General features: G+C 50.4%; 26 protein-coding genes. 23 read left to right on the forward strand and 3 right to left on the reverse strand.

The window, feature by feature from the left end; genetic code table 11:
- The first annotated feature begins 53 nt into the window (after positions 1-53).
- The 16 genes from rpsB to BQ6873_RS01485 all read left to right on the forward strand — a co-directional run bounded on the left by rpsB (position 54) and on the right by BQ6873_RS01485 (position 15,482).
- Positions 54-800, forward strand: coding sequence for a 30S ribosomal protein S2 (gene rpsB / locus BQ6873_RS01410; RefSeq protein ID WP_076591060.1), 747 nt, complete (start codon positions 54-56; stop codon positions 798-800).
- A 129-nt stretch (positions 801-929) separates the two neighbouring features.
- A complete protein-coding gene (gene tsf / locus BQ6873_RS01415) occupies positions 930-1,811 on the forward strand; it encodes a translation elongation factor Ts (RefSeq protein WP_076591061.1) in 882 nt (293 codons plus the stop codon).
- 171 nt (positions 1,812-1,982) lie between these two features.
- On the forward strand, positions 1,983-2,699 hold the full coding sequence (gene pyrH / locus BQ6873_RS01420) for a UMP kinase (protein WP_076591062.1): 717 nt from the start codon (positions 1,983-1,985) through the stop codon (positions 2,697-2,699).
- Positions 2,700-2,752: 53 nt separating this feature from the next.
- A complete protein-coding gene (gene frr, locus BQ6873_RS01425; protein ID WP_076591063.1) occupies positions 2,753-3,313 on the forward strand; it encodes a ribosome recycling factor in 561 nt (186 codons plus the stop codon).
- Between the two features lie 49 nt (positions 3,314-3,362).
- Positions 3,363-4,127: a polyprenyl diphosphate synthase gene (uppS, locus tag BQ6873_RS01430; protein WP_076591064.1), complete on the forward strand. Its 765-nt coding sequence runs from the start codon at positions 3,363-3,365 to the stop codon at positions 4,125-4,127.
- Positions 4,121-4,939, forward strand: coding sequence for a phosphatidate cytidylyltransferase (locus tag BQ6873_RS01435; RefSeq protein WP_076591065.1), 819 nt, complete (start codon positions 4,121-4,123; stop codon positions 4,937-4,939). Before uppS ends, BQ6873_RS01435 begins: the two co-directional genes overlap by 7 nt.
- A gap of 7 nt (positions 4,940-4,946) precedes the next feature.
- Positions 4,947-6,119: a 1-deoxy-D-xylulose-5-phosphate reductoisomerase gene (gene ispC, locus BQ6873_RS01440; RefSeq protein ID WP_076591066.1), complete on the forward strand. Its 1,173-nt coding sequence runs from the start codon at positions 4,947-4,949 to the stop codon at positions 6,117-6,119.
- Complete coding sequence (gene rseP / locus BQ6873_RS01445; RefSeq protein ID WP_076591067.1) at positions 6,116-7,480, forward strand: RIP metalloprotease RseP; 1,365 nt, start codon at positions 6,116-6,118, stop codon at positions 7,478-7,480. The genes ispC and rseP overlap by 4 nt, the downstream gene beginning before the upstream one ends.
- A gap of 56 nt (positions 7,481-7,536) precedes the next feature.
- Entirely contained in the window at positions 7,537-9,936 is a 2,400-nt protein-coding gene (gene bamA, locus BQ6873_RS01450; protein ID WP_076591068.1) for an outer membrane protein assembly factor BamA, read from the forward strand.
- A gap of 57 nt (positions 9,937-9,993) precedes the next feature.
- Complete coding sequence (locus tag BQ6873_RS01455) at positions 9,994-10,512, forward strand: OmpH family outer membrane protein (RefSeq protein WP_076591069.1); 519 nt, start codon at positions 9,994-9,996, stop codon at positions 10,510-10,512.
- Positions 10,513-10,527: 15 nt separating this feature from the next.
- Entirely contained in the window at positions 10,528-11,580 is a 1,053-nt protein-coding gene (gene lpxD / locus BQ6873_RS01460) for a UDP-3-O-(3-hydroxymyristoyl)glucosamine N-acyltransferase (RefSeq protein ID WP_076591070.1), read from the forward strand.
- An 8-nt stretch (positions 11,581-11,588) separates the two neighbouring features.
- Positions 11,589-12,059 (forward strand): 3-hydroxyacyl-ACP dehydratase FabZ, encoded by a 471-nt coding sequence (gene fabZ, locus BQ6873_RS01465; protein WP_076593882.1) that lies wholly within the window; start codon positions 11,589-11,591, stop codon positions 12,057-12,059.
- Complete coding sequence (lpxA, locus tag BQ6873_RS01470; protein ID WP_076591071.1) at positions 12,059-12,847, forward strand: acyl-ACP--UDP-N-acetylglucosamine O-acyltransferase; 789 nt, start codon at positions 12,059-12,061, stop codon at positions 12,845-12,847. The genes fabZ and lpxA overlap by 1 nt, the downstream gene beginning before the upstream one ends.
- Positions 12,831-14,009: a lipid-A-disaccharide synthase gene (gene lpxB, locus BQ6873_RS01475; protein ID WP_076591072.1), complete on the forward strand. Its 1,179-nt coding sequence runs from the start codon at positions 12,831-12,833 to the stop codon at positions 14,007-14,009. Before lpxA ends, lpxB begins: the two co-directional genes overlap by 17 nt.
- Positions 14,010-14,037: 28 nt before the next feature.
- Positions 14,038-14,670, forward strand: a complete 633-nt coding sequence (rnhB, locus tag BQ6873_RS01480; RefSeq protein ID WP_076591073.1) for a ribonuclease HII — start codon at positions 14,038-14,040, stop codon at positions 14,668-14,670.
- A gap of 17 nt (positions 14,671-14,687) precedes the next feature.
- Positions 14,688-15,482, forward strand: a complete 795-nt coding sequence (locus BQ6873_RS01485) for a TrmH family RNA methyltransferase (RefSeq protein WP_076591074.1) — start codon at positions 14,688-14,690, stop codon at positions 15,480-15,482.
- A gap of 12 nt (positions 15,483-15,494) precedes the next feature.
- Here BQ6873_RS01485 and ppsR read toward each other — a convergent pair whose 3' ends face one another.
- Positions 15,495-16,340 carry a posphoenolpyruvate synthetase regulatory kinase/phosphorylase PpsR gene (gene ppsR, locus BQ6873_RS01490; RefSeq protein WP_076591075.1) on the reverse strand — a complete coding sequence of 282 codons (846 nt, stop codon included), beginning with the start codon at positions 16,338-16,340 and terminating at the stop codon, positions 15,495-15,497.
- A gap of 191 nt (positions 16,341-16,531) precedes the next feature.
- Here ppsR and ppsA point away from each other — a divergent pair, with 191 nt between their 5' ends.
- The 3 genes from ppsA to BQ6873_RS01505 all read left to right on the forward strand — a co-directional run bounded on the left by ppsA (position 16,532) and on the right by BQ6873_RS01505 (position 20,544).
- Positions 16,532-18,970, forward strand: coding sequence for a phosphoenolpyruvate synthase (gene ppsA / locus BQ6873_RS01495; RefSeq protein WP_076591076.1), 2,439 nt, complete (start codon positions 16,532-16,534; stop codon positions 18,968-18,970).
- A gap of 172 nt (positions 18,971-19,142) precedes the next feature.
- The gene (locus BQ6873_RS01500; protein WP_076591077.1) at positions 19,143-19,601 is read left to right on the forward strand and encodes an NfeD family protein; all 459 of its coding nucleotides are present in this window, start codon (positions 19,143-19,145) and stop codon (positions 19,599-19,601) included.
- Between the two features lie 10 nt (positions 19,602-19,611).
- Complete coding sequence (locus tag BQ6873_RS01505; protein WP_076591078.1) at positions 19,612-20,544, forward strand: SPFH domain-containing protein; 933 nt, start codon at positions 19,612-19,614, stop codon at positions 20,542-20,544.
- Between the two features lie 46 nt (positions 20,545-20,590).
- Here the strand turns inward: BQ6873_RS01505 and smpB are convergent, their stop codons facing one another.
- Entirely contained in the window at positions 20,591-21,067 is a 477-nt protein-coding gene (gene smpB, locus BQ6873_RS01510; RefSeq protein WP_269457251.1) for an SsrA-binding protein SmpB, read from the reverse strand.
- 36 nt (positions 21,068-21,103) lie between these two features.
- Here smpB and BQ6873_RS01515 point away from each other — a divergent pair, with 36 nt between their 5' ends.
- The gene (locus tag BQ6873_RS01515) at positions 21,104-21,535 is read left to right on the forward strand and encodes a type II toxin-antitoxin system RatA family toxin (RefSeq protein ID WP_076591080.1); all 432 of its coding nucleotides are present in this window, start codon (positions 21,104-21,106) and stop codon (positions 21,533-21,535) included.
- Positions 21,528-21,830 (forward strand): RnfH family protein, encoded by a 303-nt coding sequence (locus BQ6873_RS01520; RefSeq protein WP_076591081.1) that lies wholly within the window; start codon positions 21,528-21,530, stop codon positions 21,828-21,830. The genes BQ6873_RS01515 and BQ6873_RS01520 overlap by 8 nt, the downstream gene beginning before the upstream one ends.
- A 30-nt stretch (positions 21,831-21,860) precedes the next feature.
- Here BQ6873_RS01520 and BQ6873_RS01525 read toward each other — a convergent pair whose 3' ends face one another.
- Entirely contained in the window at positions 21,861-22,358 is a 498-nt protein-coding gene (locus BQ6873_RS01525) for a DUF4124 domain-containing protein (RefSeq protein ID WP_076591082.1), read from the reverse strand.
- A gap of 161 nt (positions 22,359-22,519) precedes the next feature.
- Between BQ6873_RS01525 and guaB the strand changes: the two genes are divergently transcribed.
- Positions 22,520-23,980 (forward strand): IMP dehydrogenase, encoded by a 1,461-nt coding sequence (gene guaB, locus BQ6873_RS01530; protein WP_076591083.1) that lies wholly within the window; start codon positions 22,520-22,522, stop codon positions 23,978-23,980.
- Positions 23,981-23,991: 11 nt separating this feature from the next.
- Positions 23,992-24,462, forward strand: coding sequence for a GAF domain-containing protein (locus BQ6873_RS01535; protein WP_076591084.1), 471 nt, complete (start codon positions 23,992-23,994; stop codon positions 24,460-24,462).
- Positions 24,463-24,481: the final 19 nt, after the last annotated feature.

The raw sequence follows: 24,481 nt of genomic DNA on the forward strand, positions 1-24,481 counted from the left end.
GCCAAATGATCCCGGTAACTGAACGGATTCCAGACCTTAACCCTGGAGATATCATGTCCGTAACAATGCGCGAAATGCTGGAAGCTGGCGTCCACTTTGGTCACCAAACACGCTTCTGGAACCCAAAGATGGCCCCTTACATTTTCGGCCATCGCAACAGAATTCATATCGTCAATCTGGAAAAAACCCTGGGTATGTACCAGGAGGCGATGAAGTACATCAAACAATTGTCTTCCAATCGCGGCACAGTGCTGTTCGTCGGCACCAAGCGTCAAGCGCGTGAAACCATCGCCGCTGAAGCAGCACGCGCTGGCATGCCTTACGTTGACCAACGCTGGTTGGGCGGCATGCTGACCAACTTCAAAACGATCAAAACATCGATCAAGCGTTTGAAAGAAATGGAAGCTTCGATCGAAGACGGTTCCGTACAAAAACTCAGCAAAAAAGAAGCGCTGATGTTTGATCGTGAAAAAATCAAGCTGGAAAAAGCAATCGGCGGCATCAAGGATATGGGCGGCATTCCTGACGCAATTTTCGTGGTCGACGTTGGTTACCACAAAGGTGCGATCACTGAAGCAGCGAAACTGGGTATCCCAGTTATCGGTGTAGTTGATACCAACCACTCGCCAGAAGGCGTTACCTACGTTATTCCAGGTAATGATGATTCCTCCAAAGCGATCATGCTGTACGCCCGTGGCGTTGCAGATGCGATCCTCGAGGGCCGTGCTAGCGCGACCAACGATCTGGTTGAATCAATCAAAGGCGGCGACGACTTTGTTGAGGTCAACGAGCAGGCTTAAACCCTGCCTCTGATGGATTGAGCGTCAGAATAAAAGGGGCAACAGCGGTTCGCCCCTTTTTTTCGAGCGCATTTTGAACGTAATAAGATTGAGGACGTCTGACGGACGTCCGTTTGTTAGGAGATTGTAATGGCCGTTATTACTGCTGCGATGGTTGGTGAACTGCGTGCGCTGACCGATGCGCCGATGATGGAATGCAAAAAAGCATTGACGGAAGCTGATGGCGATCCAGTCAAAGCAGAAGAAATTCTGCGCGTTAAATTGGGTAGCAAAGCTTCGAAAGCTGCTTCCCGCGTAACCGCTGAAGGTGTCGTTGCTGCTTACGTAGCTGGCAACGTTGGTTCTTTGCTCGAAGTTAACTGCGAAACCGACTTTGTAACAAAAAATGACGACTTCCTCGCATTCTCGAATGCTCTGGCAAAATTGATCGCAGAGAAAAATCCTGCTGACGTTGCTGCATTGAGCGCATTGCCACTGGAAGGCAAGACTGTTGAAGAAACCCGTGCTGCCCTGATCGGCCGTATCGGTGAAAACATGTCGATCCGTCGTTTCGCGCGTTTTGAAACAACTGGCAAACTGGCTTCCTACTTGCACGGTACACGTATCGGCGTCATGGTTGATTTTGATGGTGCTGACGAACAAGTTGGTAAAGACGTTGCGATGCACATCGCTGCGATGAAACCAGTTGCACTGTCTTCGGACAACGTACCTGCAGATCTGATCGCTAAAGAGCGTTCGGTTGCTGAGTTGAAAGCTGCTGAATCGGGCAAGCCAGCTGAGATCGTTACCAAGATGGTTGAAGGTTCGGTACAGAAATACCTGAAAGAAGTTTCCCTGCTGAATCAATCGTTCGTCAAGAACGACAAGCAAACCGTTGAACAAATGTTGAAAGATACTAAATCGACGGTGAAATCGTTCACGATGTTTGTGGTTGGTGAAGGCATTGAGAAGAAGCAGGATGACTTTGCTGCCGAAGTGGCAGCACAAGTAGCAGCAGCAAAACAGGCGTAAGCGAAAAAATCGGGCCGAAAGGCCCGTTTTTTTAGCATCATCAAGTATCCTTTGATGTGCTGACAGATTAAGATTTCATTCGTGCGCCTTCATCAATATGGCAAGATCGGATGAAAATCAGGTAAGAACTGTATCCCAGTAAAAACCAGACAAAAACAAGGAATCCAGCCCATGACAACCCCAGCTTATAAGCGCGTTCTTCTCAAACTCTCGGGTGAAGCGTTAATGGGAGACGATCCTTACGGTATCAACCGTGCCACTATCGAACGGATGGTGGCGGATGTGTCAGAAGTAGCAAAATTGGGTGTGGAACTGGCTATCGTCATCGGTGGCGGCAATATCTTCCGTGGCGTAGCGCCCGGTGCACAAGGCATGGATCGCGCAACTGCCGATTACATGGGGATGCTGGCAACGGTCATGAACTCGCTGGCACTGGCAGATGCAATGCGTCAAGCAGGTATCACCGCTCGCGTCATGTCAGCGATTGCCATTGAGCAGGTTGTTGAGCCGTACGTCCGTCCTAAGGCATTGCAATATCTGGAAGAGGGCAAGATTGTGGTCTTTGCCGCAGGTACCGGCAATCCATTCTTTACCACTGATACAGCAGCTGCTTTGCGCGGTTCGGAAATCGGTGCACAGATTGTTTTGAAGGCGACCAAGGTTGATGGCGTATATAGTGCCGACCCAAACAAGGATCCGGACGCTACACGTTATTCGACCATCACTTTTGATGAAGCGATTTCCAAACACTTGCAGGTGATGGATGCAACTGCATTCGCATTGTGCCGTGACCAAAAACTGCCGATCAAGGTGTTTTCCATCGTCAAACCGGGTGCACTCAAGCGTGTCATCATGGGCGAAGACGAAGGCACTTTGGTACACGTATAAATTCCGCTGAAATTCAATTCAGGTTTAACTCGTTGTAAAAGAGGAGAACAGTAATGACTGTTGCTGATGCAAAAAAGATTGCCGATCAAAAGATGCAAAAGTCTATCGAGACTTTGAAAGCTGATCTGGCAAAAGTACGTACTGGCCGTGCGCATACCGGTATTCTTGATCACGTGATGGTCGAGTATTACGGTAACCCGACCAACTTGACTCAGGTTGCTAACGTGACCTTGGTTGATGCACGCACAATTGGTGTACAGCCTTTTGAGAAGAAAATGGTCGCAGTGGTTGAGAAAGCCATACGCGATGCAGATCTCGGTTTGAATCCATCGACGCAAGGTGAAATGATCCGCGTGCCGACGCCACCATTGACCGAAGAACGCCGCAAGGAAATGGTCAAATTGGTCAAGAGCGAAGCAGAAGATGCAAAGATTGCGATTCGCAATATTCGCCGTGACGCCAATGAAAGTTTGAAAAAACTGCTCAAAGAAAAAGCTTGTTCGGAAGATGACGAGCGTCGTGCTCAGGATGAAATCCAAAAATTGACAGACAAAGCTGTGCTTGAAGTGGACAAGCTGGTTGTGGAAAAAGAAAAAGAAGTGCTGACGGTTTGAGTCGGCTTTTCATTCTTTTGCCTATCTCTCTATTTCCGGTCGCTCAACCATGACGTCGCAGAGTTCAACCCAGATCGTGCCGGAAGTATCGCTGGTGCCGCGCCATATTGCCATCATCATGGATGGCAATGGGCGTTGGGCCACTAAACGCTTCATGCCGCGCGTAGCTGGTCACGTCAAAGGCGTGGAGGCCGTACGTGGCATCGTCGAGGCGTGCGCCAAGCAGGGCGTCGAATACGTCACCTTCTTTGCATTCAGTTCCGAAAACTGGCGCCGTCCAGAAGACGAAGTGACGCTGTTGATGCGTCTGTTCGTGACGGCTCTGGAGCGCGAAGTCTCCAAGATGCATGCCAATGGCATACGTCTGAAAATCGTTGGCGATCTCAGTCGTTTCGACGATAAATTGCAAAAAATGATCGCTGGAGCCGAACGTAAAACGGCGGCCAATACACGTTTGACGGTGACGATCTGCGCCAACTATGGCGGTCGTTGGGACATCATGCAGGCGGTCAATCAGATGGTGACAGCGCATCCTGGCGCAAGCGATTTCAGTGAAGCGCAGTTGGCTCCTTATCTTGCACTGGCGTATGCGCCGGAACCTGATCTTTTCATCCGCACTGGCGGTGAAGAGCGTATTTCCAATTTCCTGTTGTGGCAGCTTGCTTATACGGAGTTGTATTTCACTGATACCTATTGGCCTGATTTTGATGCTGCTGCGTTGGAATTGGCTATCTCCTCCTATCAACAGCGCGAAAGACGCTTTGGCCGTACTAGCGCACAACTGACCGAGCAATCGCCGGTGGCTAAATGCTAAAAACGCGGATTATCACTGCATTGATTTTGCTGGCAGTGCTGCTGTTGGTAATTTATTCCGGTTCCTTTGTCGCATTCGCTGTATTGACCATCGGTTTTTTTGCTGCTTCAGCATGGGAATGCCTGCGCTTGTTCGGCAACAAAAATCCTATCCTTGGTGCTGCGATTTGGACGGCTGCATTTTCCTGGCTGATTTACAGCGGCAGCTTCAAGCAAAGCGTGTTTTTGTCTGCGATTTGCGTCGCGATCTGGGCTTTGCGTTTGACGCCTTCACTCGCTCTTGGCTTGCCGGTAATGACCGGCATTGCTAATCGTTTATTGACGGGCATTTACGGCATAGCCATCCTCGGTGCTTTCATTGCGCTGCTGGTCTTGTTCAATCATTCGACCTTGTACATGTTCTCTGTTATGGCGATCGTTTGGTTGGCCGATATCGGGGCTTATTTCAGCGGCAAGGCATTTGGCAAACGTAAGCTGGCGCCATCAATTTCCCCTGGCAAGTCATGGGAAGGCGCGATAGGCGGCGGTATTATCGTATTGCTGGCCTGTGCGTTGACGATCGCCGTACCGGCGCTGAACGATACCTTTGCAGTGCAGCTGTATCTCAAATGGGGCTGGCTTGGTTTTCTCGCGGTATTGGTATTAATGGTTGCTGCCAGCATTGTTGGCGATCTGTTCGAGTCTCAACTCAAGCGTCGTGCCAGCATGAAAGATAGCAGCAGCTTGCTGCCGGGACATGGTGGTGTGCTGGACCGGATTGATGCCTTGATTCCGACTTTACCGCTCGCCGCACTTATCGCTTATTGGATGTAAGGCAGAAATGCAGCAGATCACTATTCTGGGCTCGACTGGGTCCATCGGCGTTTCTACCTTGGATGTGATTGCGCGTCATCCTGATCGCTATTCGGTATATGCCTTGACCGCGCAAAGCAAGATAGACGAGTTGGCGCAGCAGTGTGTGCAATTTAAGCCACAGGTTGCGGTTGTCGGTTCTGCTGAAGGTGCGCAAAAGCTGCAAACACTCTTGCGTCAAAAAGGATTGCAGACGCAAGTCGAATATGGCGAAGCTGCATTGTGTGCGGTTGCCAGTGCGCCTGAGTGCAATAGTGTGATGGCTGCGATTGTTGGTGCGGCTGGTTTGGCGCCTACTTTGGCGGCAGCGTGCTCGGGTAAGCGCGTGCTGCTGGCAAACAAGGAAGCCTTGGTCATGTCAGGCCCTTTGTTGATGGATGCGGTGGCTGCTAGCGGCGCGACTTTGATGCCCATCGACAGTGAGCACAATGCTATTTTCCAATGTATGCCTGGCGCTCGCCAGCGTTCACCAGCCGAGCACGGCGTTGAAAAAATCCTGTTGACCGCATCCGGCGGCCCATTTCTCAAGCGCGATGTTGATACGCTCGACCAAGTGACGTGGCAAGAAGCTGTGGCGCATCCGAAGTGGGTAATGGGGCGCAAAATTTCGGTCGATTCAGCAACGATGATGAACAAAGGGCTGGAAGTGATCGAGGCACACTGGTTGTTCGATGTGCCGGCCAGTCATATTGAAGTCGTGATTCATCCGCAAAGCGTCGTCCACTCCATGGTGTCTTATGTCGATGGCTCGGTCCTGGCGCAACTCGGCAATCCAGATATGCGTACGCCGATTGCACATGCTCTGGCATATCCTGATCGCATTCATTCCGGCGTTAAACCGATCGATCTGGTTCAAATTGCTCAACTTACCTTTGAGCGCCCGGATCTCTTAAGATTTCCTTGCCTAAAACTGGCGTATGATGCTTTGCAAGCAGGCGGTTCTGCTCCTGCGATCATGAATGCAGCGAATGAAATTGCCGTTCAAGCATTTCTCGACGGTCGCATCGGTTTCCGCGTCATCGATCAACTGATTGCACGTGTGATGGATGCATTGCCTGCAGAGGCAATTACCGACATTGATTCGGTGTTCGAGCAAGACCGCTGCGCACGTGACTTAGCTAACTCTCTTATCCAGCCATGATGTTGCTTCAAACCATACTTGCTTTTGCCGTTGTGCTCGGTGTCTTGGTGATCGTGCACGAGCTTGGCCATTATCTGGTCGCACGTTGGTGCGGCGTCAAGGTCCTGCGTTTCTCCGTTGGCATGGGAAAAGTCATCTATTCGCGTCGTTTTGGTGCTGATCAGACTGAGTGGGCAATTTCGATTTTGCCGCTGGGCGGCTATGTGAAGATGCTTGACGCGCGTGACGGTGATTTGGATGAAGTATCACCCGAAGATATGAAGCGCGAATTTACACGGCAATCTGTGTGGCGTCGTATCGCGATCGTGGCCGCTGGCCCACTTGCCAATTTTCTATTGGCCATTTTCTTGTTCGCTTGTTTGTACAGTTACGGCATTCCTGAACCTGCACCAAAGTTGCGCGCACCTGCGGAAAAAACTATTGCTTATCAGGCCGGATTGCGTGGTGATGAAATGGTGACGGCCGTCAATGGCGAGCCGATTCAGGTATGGAATGACCTGCGTTGGTTGATCGTGCAATCGGTCATCAACAAGCAGCCGGTTACATTGGACGTTGAGCATGCGACAGCGGGTTCCTCTGGCAAACTTTTGCAGACGGTCACGATCCCTGTTGACAGCATCTCTGCCGAGGAACTGGAAGGTGATTTCCTTGGCAAGCTCGGCATCGATTTGGCGCGTCCTCCTGCAATTTTGGGGCAAATCGTTCCAGATGGCCCTGCAATGCAGGCTGGTTTGCAGCAAGGAGATTTGATAGTTAGTGTGAATGGGATGCCGATTCCCGATGGTTTGTCTCTGGTTGAGTTGGTGCGAGCATCGCCTGGGAAAAATCTGAAAATTGATCTTTTACGTCGCGGACAGCCACTGAGCGTGAACGTTACGCCGGAAGAGGCGACTAAGGATGGTCAGGTTTTTGGCCGTATCAAGGTTGAGGTGCCGATGGCGCCGGATATGGTGACGGCTCATAATTCTCCGTTTGCAGCCTTGGTTAAAGCGACGAAAAAAACCTGGGATACCAGTGTGTTGACGGTCAAAATGGTCGGAAAAATGATCATCGGTGAGGTTTCCTGGAAGAATGTGACAGGGCCAATCACGATTGCAGATTACGCAGGGCAGACGGCACGTATTGGCTGGATCAGTTATTTGAGCTTTATTGCCTTTGTCAGTATCAGTTTAGGTGTAATGAATCTGCTACCTATACCAGTGTTGGATGGGGGGCTTTTGCTGTATTATTCTGTGGAAGTTTTAACGGGTCGCCCAGTCTCCGAACGCTTTGGTGCAATTGCTCAGCGAGCAGGTATAGGGATCTTGATGACCTTGATGCTGGTAGCGGTCTTTAATGACATCAATCGCCTGATTTCCTGAGCGACGCATGCCTTTTCCAGACCAAGGTCTGACTAGTAATTAATTAACGATAGCCAATGAAATTATATTCAGAGCGTTTCTCCTTGCCGATACTCCCTCGTCGTCTTATCGCTATCGCAGCCTTTGCATTGTGCTCAGGCTATTCGCATGCTGCGGATCCTTTCACCGTAAAAGACATACGCGTTGAAGGCATTCAACGAACTGAAGCTGGTACGGTTTTCAGCTATCTGCCGGTACGTGTCGGCGAGACATTCACAGATGAAAAAGGTGCTGCAGCGATTAAAGCGTTGTACGCAACTGGCTTCTTCAAGGATGTGCGAATTGAAGTTGAAGGTGACGTGCTGGTCGTTTTCGTGGAGGAGCGTCCTGCCATCGCAAGCGTGACATTCACCGGCACCAAAGAATTTGATAAAGACCAATTAACCAAGGCGCTGAAAGAAATCGGCGTAGGCGAATCGCGTATTTTTGACAAGGCACTGGTTGATCGTGCTGAGCAGGAATTGAAGCGCCAATACCTTTCACGCGGTTTGTACAGCGCACAAATCACGACGACGGTGACACCAATTGAGCGTAATCGTGTAGCCATCACTTTCGCAGTGGATGAAGGTGATGTCGCACGTATCAAGAACATCAATATCATCGGCAATAAAGCTTTCAGCGAAAAAGAGCTGATCAGTATGTTGAGTTTGCGTACACCAGGCTGGTTTACCTGGTATTCGAAAGCAGATCAATATTCGAAACAGAAGCTGGCTGGCGATATTGAAAAAGTGAAATCCTTTTATCAGGATCGTGGCTATATCGAGATGCAGATAGAGTCGACGCAAGTGTCGATTACGCCTGACAAAAAAGATATTTTCATCACTATCAATATCAAAGAAGGTGAAAAGTACACAGTTTCTGATGTCAAGCTTGAAGGCGAGATGTTTGGCCGCGAAGCTGAATTGGCATCGCTGGTGCAATTGAAAAAAGGTGAAGTTTTTTCGGGTGCAAAGCTGACTGCAAGCACCAAAAATATTTCCGATCGTTTGGGTAATTTTGGTTACGCCTTTGCGAATGTGAATGCGAATCCGCAAATCGATCGTGAGAAAAAAGAAGTCGCATTTACCGTATTGATCGATCCGGGCAAGCGCGTCTATGTCCGTAATATCAATATCGGCGGCAACACAAAAACACGTGATGAAGTTATTCGCCGCGAAATGCGTCAGTTTGAAAACTCTTGGTATGACGCGGAAAAAATTAAATTGTCACGCGATCGGGTTGATCGTCTCGATTACTTCTCCGATGTCACGATTGAAACGCCAGATGTCCCAGGCAAAACAGATCAGGTGGATGTCAATCTCGGTGTAACCGAAAAGCCGACCGGTAATATCATGCTGGGTGCAGGTTTTTCCAGTAGTGAAAAATTGTCCTTGAGCGGCGGTGTTAATCAGGCGAATGCCTTCGGTAGCGGTAATACAGTCGGCGTAAACGTTAATACCAGCCGACTGAATCGTACGATTGCGGTGTCTAGTACTAATCCTTATTTTACTGACGATGGTATTAGTCGTAGTTATGAAGTGTTCATTCGTACAACCAGACCGCCAGTGATTAATAGTGGTGACTATCGTATTCGTACAACTGGCGGTAATATCAAGTTTGGTGTGCCGTTTACCGAATATGACACGGTATTTTTTGGTGCTGGTGTTGAACGTACTGAAATTCAGACTTACACAGGCTTAACTAATTACAACGACAGCCCTGACGCATTCAAACGCTATGTAGATAGTATTAATGGTGTTGCTAACAGCACTACAGATCCTCTGAGTGCTTTTGCTACTGGTCAGCATAATGCTTCAGCAATTGGTGTACCTTTGACTGCAGCATGGCAGCGGGATAATCGTGATAGTGCATTGGTGCCAACCAAAGGTCGTTATCAGCGTGCTAATTTCGAAATTTCTCCGGCTGGCGATTCAAATTATTATCGTGCCACTTACCAGCATCAGTACTTCAAGCCATTGTTCGGTGGTAGTACTACACTGGCACTAAATGGTGAAGTTAATTACGGCAAAGGGCTAGGTGGGAAAACTTACCCTATCTTTAAAAACTTTTACGGTGGTGGTATCGGTTCTGTCCGTGGATATGAGAGTTCATCCTTGGGACCTAAAGCACCTAATGGCGATCCGTTGGGCGGTTCAGCGCGAATTATCCTGAATGCGGAATTGCAGTTCCCATTCCCGGGGTCCGGCCTTGATCGCAGTTTGCGTTGGTTTACTTTCTTCGATGCAGGTAATGTGTACGCTGATAGCTTTGGCGGTGGTGGCTTGAAAGCTTCTGCTGGTATTGGCTTGAGTTGGGTGTCGCCGATTGGGCCGCTGAAGTTGAGTTTTGGTAAACCATTAAATGCGAAGACAGATGGTGACATAACTCAACGTGACAGAACACAAGCATTCCAATTCCAGTTGGGCACAGGCTTTTAATCGCTTGGTGGCATAATAGGAAATTGGTAACTGAAATTTGAAATACGGAGAATTATTTTGAAGTCTTTAACTAAACTGTCAGTGGTCTCTAAAGGTGCGACATTATTTGTCGCGGGATTATTTTTTGTTTCTGGTGTGCAAGCCCAAGAAACAAGAATCGGCTTCATCAGCACCGAGCGCGTTTTCCGCGAAGCAGCCCCGTACAAGGCCGCACAGGTCAAACTGGAGCAAGAGTTTGCCAAGCGCCAGAAGGAATTGCAGGATTTGGCGAATCGCTTGAAAAATCTGGCAGATAAGTTCGACAAGGATGCGCCGGTATTGTCCGATTCGGATCGCGTCAAGCGTCAGCGTGAGTTGGCTGATGTAGACAAGGATTTCCAGCGTACGCAACGTGAATTCAAGGAAGACTTGAATCAGCGTCGTAACGAAGAAACAGCAAGTGCGATTGAGCGTACGAACAAAGTAATCAAGCAAATCGCTGAAGCTGAAAAATACGATATCGTGTTGCAGGAAGCGGCTTACGTTAGTCCGCGTATCGATATCACCGATAAAGTAATTAAAGCGCTGGGCAAATAAAATAAAAAGGCAACGATGAGCACTCGGCTGGGAGAATTAGTCGAACGCTTGGGGGGCCGGTTGATAGGCGATGCGGACATTGAAGTTGTCGGCATCGCGCCGTTAAACGATGCAAGTGCATCGCACATCACGTTTCTTTCCAATCCCAAGTTCAGAGGGCAGGCCGCGCAAACAAACGCGGCCGCTTTAATTTTGTCTGCGGCAGACGATGAGATCGTTGCAGCTGACTACAAAGGTGCGCGCATAGTCGCGGCAAATCCATACGCTTATTTCGCTCGCGCAGCGCAGTTTTTCGCGGCGCAGAACGCGTATATCGCACCGCAAGGCATACATCCAAGTGCAAACGTTGATCCAACGGCACGCGTTTCGGCAAGTGCATCTATTGGTCCGCATGTCGCGATTGAGGCTGGCGCAGTTGTTGAAGATGGTTGTGTGATTGATGCAGGATGCTTTATCGGCCGTGGTGCGCATGTCGGTGCCGGCACGCATTTCTATCCACGCGTTACCTTTTTAGCCGGTTGTCGAATTGGTGCGCGAGGGATTGTTCATCCCGGTGCAGTGATAGGCGCGGATGGCTTTGGCTTCGCCAATGAGGGCGGTGCGTGGATCAAGATTCCACAAACCGGCGCAGTCAAGATCGGTGATGATGTAGAAATCGGTGCGAATACTTCGATAGATAGGGGCGCCTTGGCGGATACCGTGATCGAAGATGGTGTCAAGCTCGACAATCAAATCCAGATTGGCCATAACTGTCACATTGGTGCGCATACGGCGATGGCTGGCTGTGTTGGTGTGGCGGGAAGTGCTGTGATCGGCAAATATTGCACCTTCGGTGGTGCTGCGATGATATTGGGGCACTTGACCATAGCTGATCATGTGCATATTTCATCCGGTAGCATGGTTTCGCGTTCAATTCGTGAACCGGGGCAATATACCGGTTTCTATCCATTGGCAAAAAATGCCGAATGGGAAAAATCTGCGGTGATTGTGCGCAATTTGCCGACGATGCGTGAGAAAATCCGCGAATTAGAAAAAATTATTAAATCGCTAGGCGACAAATCAGAATGAATACAGAAATGAAAACACTCGACATCAATCAGATCAAGCAATATCTGCCGCATCGCTATCCTATGCTGCTGGTTGATCGTGTGTTGAACTGGGAATCCGGTAAAACAATTACCGCGATCAAGAACGTTACTGCCAACGAAGAATTCTTCAACGGTCACTTTCCGCACAAACCAGTCATGCCTGGCGTGCTGATGATAGAAGCACTGGCGCAAACTGCTGCCTTGCTCTCCTTCTTGACCATGGGTCAAAAACCGGATGACAACAGTGTGGTCTACTTTATCGGCATCGACGGTGCGCGCTTCAAGCGTCCGGTTGAGCCAGGTGATCAGTTGAAAATGGAAGTGGAAATTCTGCGCAATGCACGTGGTATCTGGAAGTACAAAGCAACCGGTTCTGTCGATGGACAATTGGCGTTGGAAGCAGAACTGATGTGCACGATGCGTACGATTAACGATGCGAGTCCAGCTGCGGGGCAGTAATGGCACTGATACATCCAACGGCGGTTATTGATCCCAAGGCGCAACTTGACTCTACCGTTGAAGTTGGCGCCTATACGGTGATCGGCCCTGAGGTATCGATCGGGGCTGGCAGCAAAATCGGTCCGCATGTGGTGGTAGAAGGGCACACCACCATCGGTGCTGATAATACGATTTTCCAGTTCGCATCTATCGGTGCAGCACCGCAAGACAAGAAATATGCCGGCGAACCGACATTGTTGACAATCGGTGATCGCAATACGATACGTGAGTTTGTGACGATCAATCTGGGCACTACGCAGGATGTCGGCATCACGCGCATGGGCAGTGATAACTGGATCATGGCTTACGTTCATATTGCACATGACTGCCAATTAGGCAACAACATCATCCTTGCCAATAACGCGACGCTGGCTGGTCACGTTCATTTAGACGACTGGGTTTTCCTTGGCGGTTTTACATCGGTTCATCAATTTTGCCGTATTGGTGCGCATGCGATGACGGCGTTTACTGCCGCAGTCAGCCAGGACATTCCACCTTTCGTTACCGCGGCTGGCAATCGTGCGGTGCCTGCTGGCATCAATAGTGAAGGCTTGAAGCGCCGCGGTTTTAGTAGTGAACAGATCATGGCGATCAAGCGCGGTTACAAAGCGATTTATCGTTCTGGTTTGCCGCTAGAAGAAGCCAAACTTGCTTTACAGGCAGAAGAAGAAAAATCGCCTGACGCGGCGCAATACCTGCGTCAGTTGCGTGAATTCATAGCAGCATCTCCTCGTGGCATCATCCGCTAACGCAGCAACAGCGATCGCAATGGTCGCCGGTGAAACTTCCGGTGATTTGTTGGCAGGTCGTCTGTTGTCTGGCTTGCGCCCGCAATTGCCTGATGCCTATATGCATGGCATCGGCGGCCCACATATGGAGCAACACGGTTTCGTCAGCGATTTCCCTATGGAAAAGTTGTCGGTGCGTGGTTTGTTCGAAGTGCTGGCGCATTATCGCGAAATCAAGGGAATTCAAACTGCGTTGCGCGATCAATTGCTGATCGAGCGACCTGCCGTCTTCATAGGTGTCGATGCACCTGATTTCAATCTGGGATTAGAAGCGCAACTGAAGAGTGCCGGCATTCCAACCATGCACTTTATCGGTCCTTCGATTTGGGCGTGGCGTGGTGGCCGCATCAAGAAAATTGCGCGTGCCGTATCGCACATGCTGGTGATTTTCCCGTTTGAAGAAGAAATCTATCGTAAGGCAGGCATTCCTGCGACTTACGTTGGTCATCCATTGGCGCAAGTCATTCCGATGGAACCGGATCAAGCCGGAGCGCGCGAGACATTAGGTTTACCAAATCGTGTGCCAGTCGTCGCGATCCTGCCGGGTAGCCGGATGTCTGAATTGAAATACAACGCAGTTGCCTTTGTCGCGGCTGCGAAAATCTTGCTGCAACGTGATCCAAGTCTGCGTATTGTCGCACCTATGGCTGGCGCGCCGCAACGTCGCTATTTCGAAGCGCTGATCGCTCAGGCTGGTTTGCAGGATGTGCCGGTGCAAATACTGGATGGACAATCGCATCAGGCGCTAGCCGCGGCGGATGCGGTCATGGTTGCGTCCGGTACGGCTTCGCTGGAAGTCGCACTGTTCAAGCGTCCTATGGTCATCGCTTACAAGATGATGGGCGCGTCTTGGCATATATTGCGTCATATGGCCTACCAGCCATGGATAGGTTTGCCGAATATTCTGGCGCAGGAATTTCTGGTGCCGGAACTGCTGCAGGATGCCGCGACACCACAGGCTTTGGCTGATGCCTTGTGGCAGCAATTACAGGATGGTGCACATCGCGAGCGCTTGCAGCATCGTTTTACCGAAATGCACCACACGCTGTTGCGTGATACGGCAGGCGAGAGCGCCCGTGCCGTGATGGAATTAATTGCGCAATCACGTAGTGGTAGCGTGTAAAACAAACGCAGTACAAAAGACCACTCCCGTGAAAAAAGAAGATCCCAACCTCTCATTGTTTAGTAGTCTGGATGAGGACATCATCTGTGGTGTAGATGAGGCCGGTCGCGGCCCACTGGCGGGACCGGTATTTGCCGCCGCGGTGATTCTTGATCCGATGCGTCCTATCGACGGCTTGCGCGACTCCAAAAAACTGACAGAAGTAAAACGCGACGCACTGGCTATCGAGATCAAGCAATATGCGCTGTCTTGGTCGATTGCGCAGTGCTCGGAAGAAGAAATCGATACGCTGAATATTCTGCAGGCAACGATGCTGGCGATGCGTCGCGCGATTGAAGGATTGCATGTGTTACCGACATTGGCACTGATCGATGGCAATCGCTGCCCGGTGATGTCCGTGCGTTCCGAGGCAATCATTAAAGGTGATGATAAGGTGCAGGCGATTTCCGCTGCATCCATTCTTGCAAAGACTGCGCGCGATCACGCTCTGGGCCTGTTGCATATTGAATATCCGCATTATGCTTTCGATCAACACAAGGGTTATCCAACGGCCTTGCATCTTGAGCGTTTGCGTGAGCATGGCGTATCGCCCGTGCATCGCAAATCGTATGCGCCGGTGCGTGCCTTGCTGGGCAATGTCGCCATTGCTAACAAGCGTTAATACAACGCCGACCTATCATGACGATCAAAACCATTTCATCGCGCGACAATCCGCTCTACAAGGAGCTGAAGCATCTGGCAGGTAGCTCACAGGCGCGCCGCAAAGTCGGGCGCACTTTGCTGGACGGAGTGCATCTGTGCGAAGCCTATCTGGAAAAAATTGGTACGCCGCCGTTGTGTATAGTCGGCGAAACGGCTCTGCTCAACAGCGAGGTGAGCGTCATTGTCCAACAGTGCAGCGATAGTCATACGCAATGCATCGTTTTACCTGACGCTTTGTTCCATGCCTTGAGTCAGGTTGAGCATGGCATTGATATTTTGTTCGTCATCGATACGCCGGAAGTGCAAGAGCCGCTGCGTTTATCACAGTCAGCTGTGTTGCTGGACAAGGTACAAGACCCAGGCAACTTTGGTTCCATCGTGCGTAGTGCAGCAGCAGCAGGCATCAAACAAGTTTTTTGCAGTGCGGGAACGACCTTCGCGTGGTCGCCGAAAGTATTGCGTGCCGGTATGGGCGCGCATTTCTTGTTGGAGATATTCGAAGGCGTCGATCTGTCCGATCTATTGGGCCGCGCAGATATCCCGGTGATTGCAACCAGTTCACATGCGGAAAAGCAGCTTTATGATCTGGATCTGACGCAGCCAGTTGCATGGTTGTTCGGGCATGAAGGGCAGGGTGTGGCGGATGACTTGCTTGCATTGGCGACACATCGCGTGTCTATCCCACATCTAGGCGCAATTGAATCCTTGAATGTTGCGGCCAGCTCTGCTGTCTGCTTCTTTGAGCAAGTCAGACAACAAACCTCCCGCTAGGTATTGCCTGTTTTAATCCTGGCGTTGCTCCGTTTTTATTTCCTGCAAGATAGTCGCTGCGATTTCCTCAATCGATTTGGTGGTTGATGACATCCAGCGTATGCCTTCGCGTCGCATCATTCTCTCCGCCTCATTGATTTCATAGCGACAGTTTTCCAGCGCTGCATATTTGCTGCCAGGCAAACGCTCATTGCGAATTTCTGCCAGCCTGTTCGCTGCAATCGATAAGCCAAAGATCTTGTGTTTGTAATCTTGCAAGCCGCTAGGCAACTTCTCACGCTCGAAATCATCAGGGATCAAAGGGTAGTTGGCTGCCTTGATGCCATATTGCATTGCGAGAAACAGGCTGGTTGGCGTTTTGCCGGAACGTGAGACGCCAACCAGAATGACATCGGCCGCTGATAAATTCTTGTGAGATTGGCCATCATCATGCGCCAAGGAAAAATTGATCGCTTCAATCCGGTTCTTGTATTCTTCTGAATCGGCGCTGGTATGGCTGCGGCCTATTGTATGCGTCGATTTCACGCCCAGCTCTTGTTCCAGTGGTTCTACAAAAGTTTGAATTAAATCCATGTGCATGCCCTTGGATTGGCGCACAATGCTTGATAAATCGGCTTTAACTAATGTGGAAAAAACAATCGGACGCTGTCCATCGGTGGCAAATGCATCATTGATTTTCCGCAATGCATCATAAGCCTTGTCTTGCGAGTCTATGAAGGGCAAACGAATTTGTTTAAAGCGCAATTCAAACTGCGTTAATACTGAATGACCAAAGGTTTCTGCAGTGATGCCTGTGCCATCAGATACAAAGAAAACGGTACGTGCGCTGGCTGTACTGCGGTCGACAGAGTTGGTCATAGGATGGTGTAAGAATAGCGTAAGTTAAAAAAATGCTGCGGTGCAGTGCGAATCTCTCATAGATTCTGTAAAATGGCGGCCAATTGCTCACACACGTTGCGGCTAACTCGAAGAATAACAAAAACTGTAGCTTATCTGTCGCCTATGAAAGGCACGCATGAAGATTTCTTATCATCAAAGCAGAGGTTGTTATGTCGATTGCATTACAAACAGGGAGCAAGTATGACCCGGCAGTAGAAGGAAATTATGTTGTCTCCTTCGAACGTTTACGGATGTCCGATGTGGATTCCGTTGGGGGTAAAAACTCTTCACTAGGTGAAATGATCAGCCAGCTTGCAGAAGCTGGTGTTCGGGTGCCGGGCGGCTTCGCCACTACGGCACAGGCGTTCAGGGACTTCCTGACGTACAGCGAAAACGGTGGGCTGAGTCTGGCGCAACGTATTGCTGACCGTCTGGTGGACTTGAATATTGATGACGTGCGTGCATTGGCGCAAGCCGGCGCGGAAATTCGTCAATGGATAGTGGAAACACCATTCCAGCCGCAATTGCTGCAAGACATCAAGCAGTATTACAAAGATCTGGCCGCAGATTCCTCCAAGGAAATGTCGTTTGCCGTGCGTTCCTCTGCAACTGCAGAGGATTTGCCGGATGCGTCGTTTGCCGGCCAGCAAGAAACCTTCCTTAACGTCGTCGGCATCGATAATGTGCTCGAAGCGATCAAGCACGTCTTCGCTTCGCTGTACAACGATCGCGCTATCTCTTATCGCGTGCACAAAGGCTTTACGCATGCCGAGGTTGCCTTGTCAGCTGGCGTACAGCGCATGGTGCGTTCCGATTTGGGCGCAGCAGGCGTGATGTTTACGCTGGATACGGAATCAGGCTTCAAGGATGTTGTCTTCATCACTTCCAGCTACGGTCTGGGCGAAACAGTGGTGCAGGGCGCGGTCAATCCGGATGAATTCTATGTGCACAAGCCTATGCTGGAGCTCGGCAAGCTGCCTATCATCCGCCGCAACATCGGTTCCAAGCTGATCAAGATGGAATTCACCGATGAAGCGAAAGCCGGACGTTCGGTACGCACCGTCGATGTCCCTATCGGCATGCGCAATCGCTATTCGCTGACCGATGATGAAATCGTCGAATTGGCCAAGTACGCTGTCATCATCGAAAAGCACTACGGTCGTCCGATGGACATCGAATGGGGCAAGGATGGCATTGATGGCAAGCTCTACATCTTGCAAGCACGTCCGGAAACCGTAAAGTCGCAACAAAAAGCAACCGATGTACAGCAACGTTTCAAGCTCAAAGGCAGTGGCTCCGTGTTGACAGTTGGTCGTGCAATCGGTCAAAAGATCGGTGCAGGTCCAGTGCGCGTCATTCTCGATGCTGCCGACATGGAACGTGTACAGCCAGGTGATGTATTGGTTGCCGACATGACCGATCCAAACTGGGAGCCAGTCATGAAGCGCGCGTCCGCTATCGTGACTAACCGCGGTGGTCGTACCTGCCACGCAGCGATTATTGCGCGTGAACTGGGTGTACCTGCTGTGGTTGGTTGTGGTGACGCGACTGAGTTGCTGACTGACGGTACTTTGGTCACAGTCTCTTGCGCAGAAGGCGATGAAGGCAAAGTCTATGACGGCTTGCTGGAAACTGAAGTTACCGAGTTCGCACGTGGTGACTTGCCTGACTTGCCGTTGAAGATCACCTTGAACGTCGGCAATCCGCAATTGGCCTTCGATTTCCAATCGATCCCAAATGCAGGTGTTGGTCTGGCGCGCTTGGAATTCATCATCAACAACAATATCGGCGTACATCCAAAAGCAATTTTGGAATACCCGCATATCGATGCTGATCTGAAAACAGCGGTGGAATCCGTCGCGCGCGGCCATGCATCGCCAAAAGCGTTTTACATCGACAAGCTGGCAGAAGGTATTGCGACTATCGGTGCCGCATTCTGGCCTAAGCCAGTGATCGTGCGTTTGTCTGATTTCAAATCAAATGAATACAAGAAGCTGATCGGCGGTTCCCGTTACGAACCGGATGAAGAAAATCCAATGCTGGGCTTCCGTGGTGTTGCACGTTACCTCGCACCAGATTTTGCTGAATCGTTCGAAATGGAATGCAAGGCGATGAAGCGCGTACGTGATGAGATGGGTTTGACCAACGTCGAAATCATGGTGCCTTTCGTTCGTACACTGGGTCAGGCTGAGAAAGTTATCAACCTGCTGGCGAAGAATGGTTTGAAGCGTGGTGAAAACGGCTTGCGCATCATCATGATGTGCGAAGTTCCGTCTAACGCAATTCTGGCTGAAGAGTTCCTGAATTACTTTGACGGTTTCTCTATCGGTTCCAACGATTTGACGCAATTGACCTTGGGCCTCGATCGCGATTCCGGTATGGAAATTCTGGCTGCCGATTTCGACGAACGTGATCCTGCTGTATTGGCTTTGTTCTCGCGTGCGATTGCTGCATGTCGCAAGCAAGGCAAGTACGTCGGTATCTGTGGTCAAGGTCCATCGGATCATCCTGATTTTGCCGAATGGCTGATGAAGGAAGGCATTACATCGCTGTCGCTCAATCCTGATTCAGTGATTGAGACATGGCAGAATCTGGCCAAGCGTCTGTAATGTTTTAAAGCTGTAAAACAGTCGGGTGTGTGAAATTATTTTTCCATGCAGTTTTTTAGTCTAGACTGTGTGCACCCGACTGGATAAAACTGAACAAGTCTTATCGTGGTTTCTTAACCCTCGTTGTCCATCGGACCCGAGGGTTTTTGTTTTTGAACAGAAAGGAATGCACATGACGGACTGGATGATTTGGTTTGCGGTGGCATGCGTGCTGGTCATATTGGAAATGGCAACGGGTACCTTTTACTTGCTGATGATTGCCATCGGTACGGCGGCTGGTGGTGTTGCTGCGTTGAGTGGCGTGGCCGGTACGTGGCAATGCATTATTGCGGCAGCGGTTGCCGCGCTTGCTACCTACGCACTGCGTCGTAGCAAGTTCGGCCGACCAGACAATACGAATGCTGCGCGCGATCCCAATGTCAATCTCGATATCGGACAAACGCTGGAAGTAGCAGAGTGGCGCAATGCCGCCGGTACTTCCTATACAGCACGTGTGATGTATCGCGGAGCCTTGTGGGATGTTGAGCTGGCAGAGGGTGAGGCAGCGACACCGGGGAAATTCGTCATACAGGAAGTACATGGCAGCCGTTTAATCGTCATCAACAGTGACGCAACTGGTCACGCACAATAAGGGAGCTTCTATGTTCGATGCTACAAGTACCACCATCATCATTCTTTTCGTCGCCATCGTTTTTGTCGTCAAGACTATCAATGTCGTGCCGCAGCAGCACGCGTGGGTAGTGGAGCGTCTTGGTAAATATCATGCGACGCTCGGTCCTGGTTTGAAGATCGTCTTGCCATTCATTGATCGCATTGCATACAAACACTCGTTGAAAGAAATCCCGCTCGACGTACCTATGCAGGTGTGTATCACCAAGGACAATACGCAACTGGAAGTGGACGGTATTCTGTATTTTCAGGTGACTGATCCTATGCGTGCATCGTATGGTTCATCGAATTACATCTCTGCGATTTCTCAATTGGCGCAAACCACTTTGCGTTCGGTGATTGGTCGCATGGAATTGGATAAAACTTTTGAAGAACGCGATCTGATCAACCACAGCGTGGTTGGCGCGGTCGATGAATCGGCAGCGAACTGGGGCGTCAAAGTTCTGCGTTACGAGATCAAGGACCTGACACCACCGAAAGAAATTCTGCATGCGATGCAATCGCAGATCACGGCTGAACGTGAAAAGCGTGCGTTGATTGCCGCATCGGAAGGGCGCAAGCAGGAGCAGATCAATATCGCAACTGGCGAACGTGAGGCATCGATTGCTCGTTCGGAAGGCGAGAAGCAGGCGGCGATCAATCGTGCGCAGGGTGAAGCATCGGCTATTTTGTCAATTGCAGAGGCAACTGCGGAAGCAATCCGTAAAACGGCATCAGCGATCCGTGAGCCTGGTGGTTCAGATGCGGTGAATTTGAAAGTGGCCGAGCAGTATGTCGAGGCTTTCGGCAAACTGGCGAAAACGAATAACTCGATTATTATCCCGGCCAATCTTGGGGACATGAGCGGCTTGATCGCGACGGCGATGCAAGTTGTGAAATCGCAAGGGACGCACACCAAATCGTAATCGGATTTGCAGGCAATAAAAAACGGCGCTTAAGAGCGCCGTTTTTTTATCGTCGATTCTGTTTCATGACCGACTGAATTTCACGTTGGGTATCGCGTTGTTTTTCAGTATCGCGTTTATCGTGTTGTTTTTTACCTTTGGCCAGACCAATCTCGCATTTGATATAGCCTTCTTTGTAATGCAGATTGAGCGGTACCAGCGTGTAGCCGGCACGCTCGACTTTGGCGACGAGCTTCTTGATCTCTTCGGATTTCAGCAGCAGCTTGCGTGTACGTACCGGATCGGGTGTTATGTGGGTAGAGGCAGTCGCCAGCGGGCTGATGTGCGAGCCGAACAGGAACACTTCATCGTTGCGTACGATGACGTAGGCTTCCTTCAATTGCGCGCGCCCGGCGCGGATAGCCTTGGCTTCCCAACCTTGCAAAACGATGCCGGCCTCGAAGCGCTCCTCGACAAAGTAATCGTGGAACGCTTTTCTGTTATCAATAATGCTCATGAGTTTCGGCTGGTGGTCGGTTAAAATGGGAACTTCGCGATTCTATCAAACGGTTCATATTCGATGGCGGTAGTACATAAATCAGTCTTGTTGGGTTACAGCGCTGAACAAATGTTTGCGCTGGTAGACCGAGTTGAGGATTATCCTCAATTTTTGCCATGGTGCGGCGGTGTTGATGTCAAACAGCGGGATGCAGATCGGCTCGTGGCGAGCATCATGATCAATTATCACGGCGTCAAGCAGAGCTTCACGACTGAGAATACCAATGTGCGTCCCGTCTCCATGACCATGCGTTTGCTGGAAGGACCGTTCAAGCAGTTGCATGGTACCTGGACGTTCAAGCCTCTGCGGGAAGATGCCTGCAAAATTGACTTTGACTTGCAGTATGAGTTTTCCAATCGTTTGATCGAATCGATCATCGGACCGGTATTCAATATGATTGCGAGCAGTTTTGTCGATTCATTCAGCAAAAGAGCGGATGCAGTCTATGGCTGATACAGCTATCCACATTCAAATTTGCTACGCCCGGCCGGATCAGCAGTTTTTGCTGGATCAGACCGTTGCCAGCGGCACCACCATACAGCAAGCGATCCAGAATAGCGGAATTATTCAGCAAGCGCCGGAAATAGACGTGAGCGTCTGGCGTGTCGGGATTTACGGCAAGATTAAAACGCTGGATACGGTGTTACGCGAACATGACAGAGTGGAAATCTACCGTCCTTTGATCGCCGATCCCAAAGACTCACGCCGCAAGCGTGCAGATCATAAAAACGCCAAGAAAACAGATTAATACGGCGCTGGCTTAGTCAAGCGCTGAATTTTATCTGCAGTCATCCAAAGTACGTTTGTTTTCGCGGATTTCCTGCGCACGTTCGTCATCACTCAAATAAGCACGTTCGCCGGATTGATCCATGCGGCTGACCCGCTGACCGGATTCCAGCACGCGATTGTAGGCAGTTGCGCGATCGCAGCTATTCTTTTTGTCTGCTGCTTGCTTGGCTTTTTGCTCAGATTCCTTTTCTTTTTCGGCCTGTTGCATACGGCGTTTCTGGAAATCCGCATTTTTCTCCGTGATGGTTTGCGGCCTTGTTATATCGCTATCTTTCCCGGTGTTCTCGGAGGCCTGTTCTGGTGCCGCGCGCAAGGTCATGCCGGGCGATTTCAGGATTTTGCTGTTCGGCACTGAGGCTGGTGGCGGGACGTCGGAATATTGTTTGACGCCTTTCCCATCCAGCCAGACATATTGCGCGAAAGCGGCAGAGGCACAGCAGGATAATGCGAGTACGGCGGCAAGACGTTTCAAACCAGTGGAGCGCATGGAAATCCTTGTGAGAAAGACGGCAAACAGTTGTGCGATTTCGCCATGCTTCCTGCTTGATGTCAATCAATACGAAGATTTTGCAGAAACCTTTTTCGCAAGGTCAGGACGCAAGAAACGGATTTCTGTATAATTCGCTTTTGCGCCACTAGGAAAATGCTATGCGTCTATTACAAAAAGCACTCACATTCGATGACGTGCTGCTGGTTCCGGCTTACTCCAATCTTCTCCCTAAAGATACTTCACTCGTTACGCGCTTATCCCGCAATATCACGTTGAATATCCCTTTGCTGTCCGCAGCAATGGATACCGTGACAGAAGGACGACTCGCGATTGCGATGGCCCAAGAGGGCGGTATCGGTATTATTCACAAGAATCTGACTGCCGCCGAACAGGCGCGCGAAGTTGCCAAAGTCAAACGTTTCGAATCCGGCGTGGTTCGTGACCCGATTACGATTCCACCAACGACCAAGATTCGCGATGTCATCGCTTTGTCGCAACAGCATGGCATTAGCGGCTTTCCTGTAGTCGAAGGCAAAAAAGTTGTCGGTATTATCACTAACCGCGATTTGCGTTTCGAAAACGAATTGGATGCGCCTGTCAGCAGCAAGATGACGCCTAAGGAAAAGCTGGTTTACGTGCCGGACGGTGCGGATCTGGTTGAGGCCAAGCGCTTGATGAACAAGCATCGTTTGGAACGTGTATTGGTTGTCAATGATGCATTCGAACTGCGCGGCTTGATTACCGCCAAAGACATTCAAAAAGCGACTGAACATCCATTGGCATCCAAAGATAGCCAAGGCAAATTGCGCGTAGGCGCAGCAGTTGGCGTCGGTGCTGACAACGATGAACGCGTTGACTTGCTGGTCAAGGCCGGTGTGGACGTGATCGTGGTTGATACTGCGCATGGCCATTCCCAAGGCGTGCTGGATCGCGTGCGTTGGATCAAGGATAACTACAAGGGCGTAGATGTCATCGGCGGCAATATTGCTACCGCAGCGGCTGCACTGGCATTGGTTGAACACGGCGCGGATGGCGTCAAGGTCGGTATCGGCCCAGGCTCGATTTGCACCACACGTATCGTCGCTGGTGTCGGCGTACCGCAAATCACCGCGATTTCCAACGTGGCGCAAGCACTCAAAGGTACAGGCGTGCCATGTATCGCTGACGGCGGTATTCGCTTCTCCGGTGATATTTCCAAGGCATTGGCAGCTGGTGCTTCCAGCGTCATGATGGGCAGCATGTTTGCCGGTACTGATGAAGCGCCGGGCGAAGTGATCCTGTTCCAGGGCCGCAGCTACAAAGCTTATCGCGGCATGGGTAGTCTGGGTGCGATGGCGGATGGTTCGGCTGATCGCTATTTCCAGGATCCTGCGAATAACGTCGACAAGTTCGTACCAGAAGGTATCGAAGGTCGTGTTGCCTACAAAGGCAGCATGGTTGCGATTCTGTATCAACTGGTTGGCGGCGTACGCTCCTCTATGGGTTACTGCGGTTGCGCAACCATCGACGAGTTCCGCGAGCAGGCTGAATTCGTGGAAATCACGTCGGCCGGTATGCGTGAATCGCACGTTCATGATGTGCAAATCACCAAGGAAGCGCCGAACTATCGCGCTGAATAAGGTTAGTTGTAATGGCCTTATCTCCGAACCTTGTCTGCAATAGCCCAACGGTGAGCAGGCAAGAAGATTTTTCTCAAGCAGTTGCACGCATCGAGCGGCTTGGGAAACATCTGTTCGGTGTGTCGGCCTGCGTTGTCTACCTGCATACGGAAAAAGAGCTGCTGGCAGCATCGGAAGCTCATCAGTTCTGCGCACAGTTGCCATTGACTGATGATTTGCAGGTGGTGCCGGAGAAGTCATCGCCATTCCAGGCTGCCTTGGGCAAGTTTGATAATGTTGAAGTGCGCTTTTGTGCCTTGCAGCCACTACGCGATAGCACTGGAAAAATCGTCGGCAGGATGGCTTTGATCCATGAGCGGTCGCGTATGTTCACCGCTGGCGATAAAGATTGTTTAGTCGATTTGGTCGCATTGTTCGAGCGAGAATTGCATTTCCGCACATCTTCATTGTCAGCGCATTCCGATGTAACGCTGCCTAGCTAAAAATTGTTATTCCACATTG

Origin of the sequence: Herminiimonas arsenitoxidans, from assembly GCF_900130075.1 — a bacterium.
GTDB classification, from domain to species: domain Bacteria; phylum Pseudomonadota; class Gammaproteobacteria; order Burkholderiales; family Burkholderiaceae_D; genus Oxalicibacterium; species Oxalicibacterium arsenitoxidans.

What these genes read in the sequence shown, in the direction of transcription:
- BQ6873_RS01505 (WP_076591078.1), top strand. Translation starts at nt 19,612, where the DNA reads ATGTTCGATGCTACAAGTACCACCATCATCATTCTTTTCGTCGCCATC.
- frr (WP_076591063.1), top strand. Translation starts at nt 2,753, where the DNA reads ATGACTGTTGCTGATGCAAAAAAGATTGCCGATCAAAAGATGCAAAAG.
- uppS (WP_076591064.1), top strand. Translation starts at nt 3,363, where the DNA reads ATGACGTCGCAGAGTTCAACCCAGATCGTGCCGGAAGTATCGCTGGTG.
- tsf (WP_076591061.1), top strand. Translation starts at nt 930, where the DNA reads ATGGCCGTTATTACTGCTGCGATGGTTGGTGAACTGCGTGCGCTGACC.
- BQ6873_RS01520 (WP_076591081.1), top strand. Translation starts at nt 21,528, where the DNA reads ATGGCTGATACAGCTATCCACATTCAAATTTGCTACGCCCGGCCGGAT.
- rpsB (WP_076591060.1), top strand. Translation starts at nt 54, where the DNA reads ATGTCCGTAACAATGCGCGAAATGCTGGAAGCTGGCGTCCACTTTGGT.
- BQ6873_RS01525 (WP_076591082.1), bottom strand. Translation starts at nt 22,358, where the DNA reads ATGCGCTCCACTGGTTTGAAACGTCTTGCCGCCGTACTCGCATTATCC.
- fabZ (WP_076593882.1), top strand. Translation starts at nt 11,589, where the DNA reads ATGAAAACACTCGACATCAATCAGATCAAGCAATATCTGCCGCATCGC.
- BQ6873_RS01535 (WP_076591084.1), top strand. Translation starts at nt 23,992, where the DNA reads ATGGCCTTATCTCCGAACCTTGTCTGCAATAGCCCAACGGTGAGCAGG.
- pyrH (WP_076591062.1), top strand. Translation starts at nt 1,983, where the DNA reads ATGACAACCCCAGCTTATAAGCGCGTTCTTCTCAAACTCTCGGGTGAA.
- rseP (WP_076591067.1), top strand. Translation starts at nt 6,116, where the DNA reads ATGATGTTGCTTCAAACCATACTTGCTTTTGCCGTTGTGCTCGGTGTC.
- guaB (WP_076591083.1), top strand. Translation starts at nt 22,520, where the DNA reads ATGCGTCTATTACAAAAAGCACTCACATTCGATGACGTGCTGCTGGTT.
- BQ6873_RS01515 (WP_076591080.1), top strand. Translation starts at nt 21,104, where the DNA reads ATGGCGGTAGTACATAAATCAGTCTTGTTGGGTTACAGCGCTGAACAA.
- lpxD (WP_076591070.1), top strand. Translation starts at nt 10,528, where the DNA reads ATGAGCACTCGGCTGGGAGAATTAGTCGAACGCTTGGGGGGCCGGTTG.
- ispC (WP_076591066.1), top strand. Translation starts at nt 4,947, where the DNA reads ATGCAGCAGATCACTATTCTGGGCTCGACTGGGTCCATCGGCGTTTCT.
- BQ6873_RS01485 (WP_076591074.1), top strand. Translation starts at nt 14,688, where the DNA reads ATGACGATCAAAACCATTTCATCGCGCGACAATCCGCTCTACAAGGAG.
- BQ6873_RS01500 (WP_076591077.1), top strand. Translation starts at nt 19,143, where the DNA reads ATGACGGACTGGATGATTTGGTTTGCGGTGGCATGCGTGCTGGTCATA.
- BQ6873_RS01435 (WP_076591065.1), top strand. Translation starts at nt 4,121, where the DNA reads ATGCTAAAAACGCGGATTATCACTGCATTGATTTTGCTGGCAGTGCTG.
- ppsR (WP_076591075.1), bottom strand. Translation starts at nt 16,340, where the DNA reads ATGACCAACTCTGTCGACCGCAGTACAGCCAGCGCACGTACCGTTTTC.
- ppsA (WP_076591076.1), top strand. Translation starts at nt 16,532, where the DNA reads ATGTCGATTGCATTACAAACAGGGAGCAAGTATGACCCGGCAGTAGAA.
- bamA (WP_076591068.1), top strand. Translation starts at nt 7,537, where the DNA reads ATGAAATTATATTCAGAGCGTTTCTCCTTGCCGATACTCCCTCGTCGT.
- lpxA (WP_076591071.1), top strand. Translation starts at nt 12,059, where the DNA reads ATGGCACTGATACATCCAACGGCGGTTATTGATCCCAAGGCGCAACTT.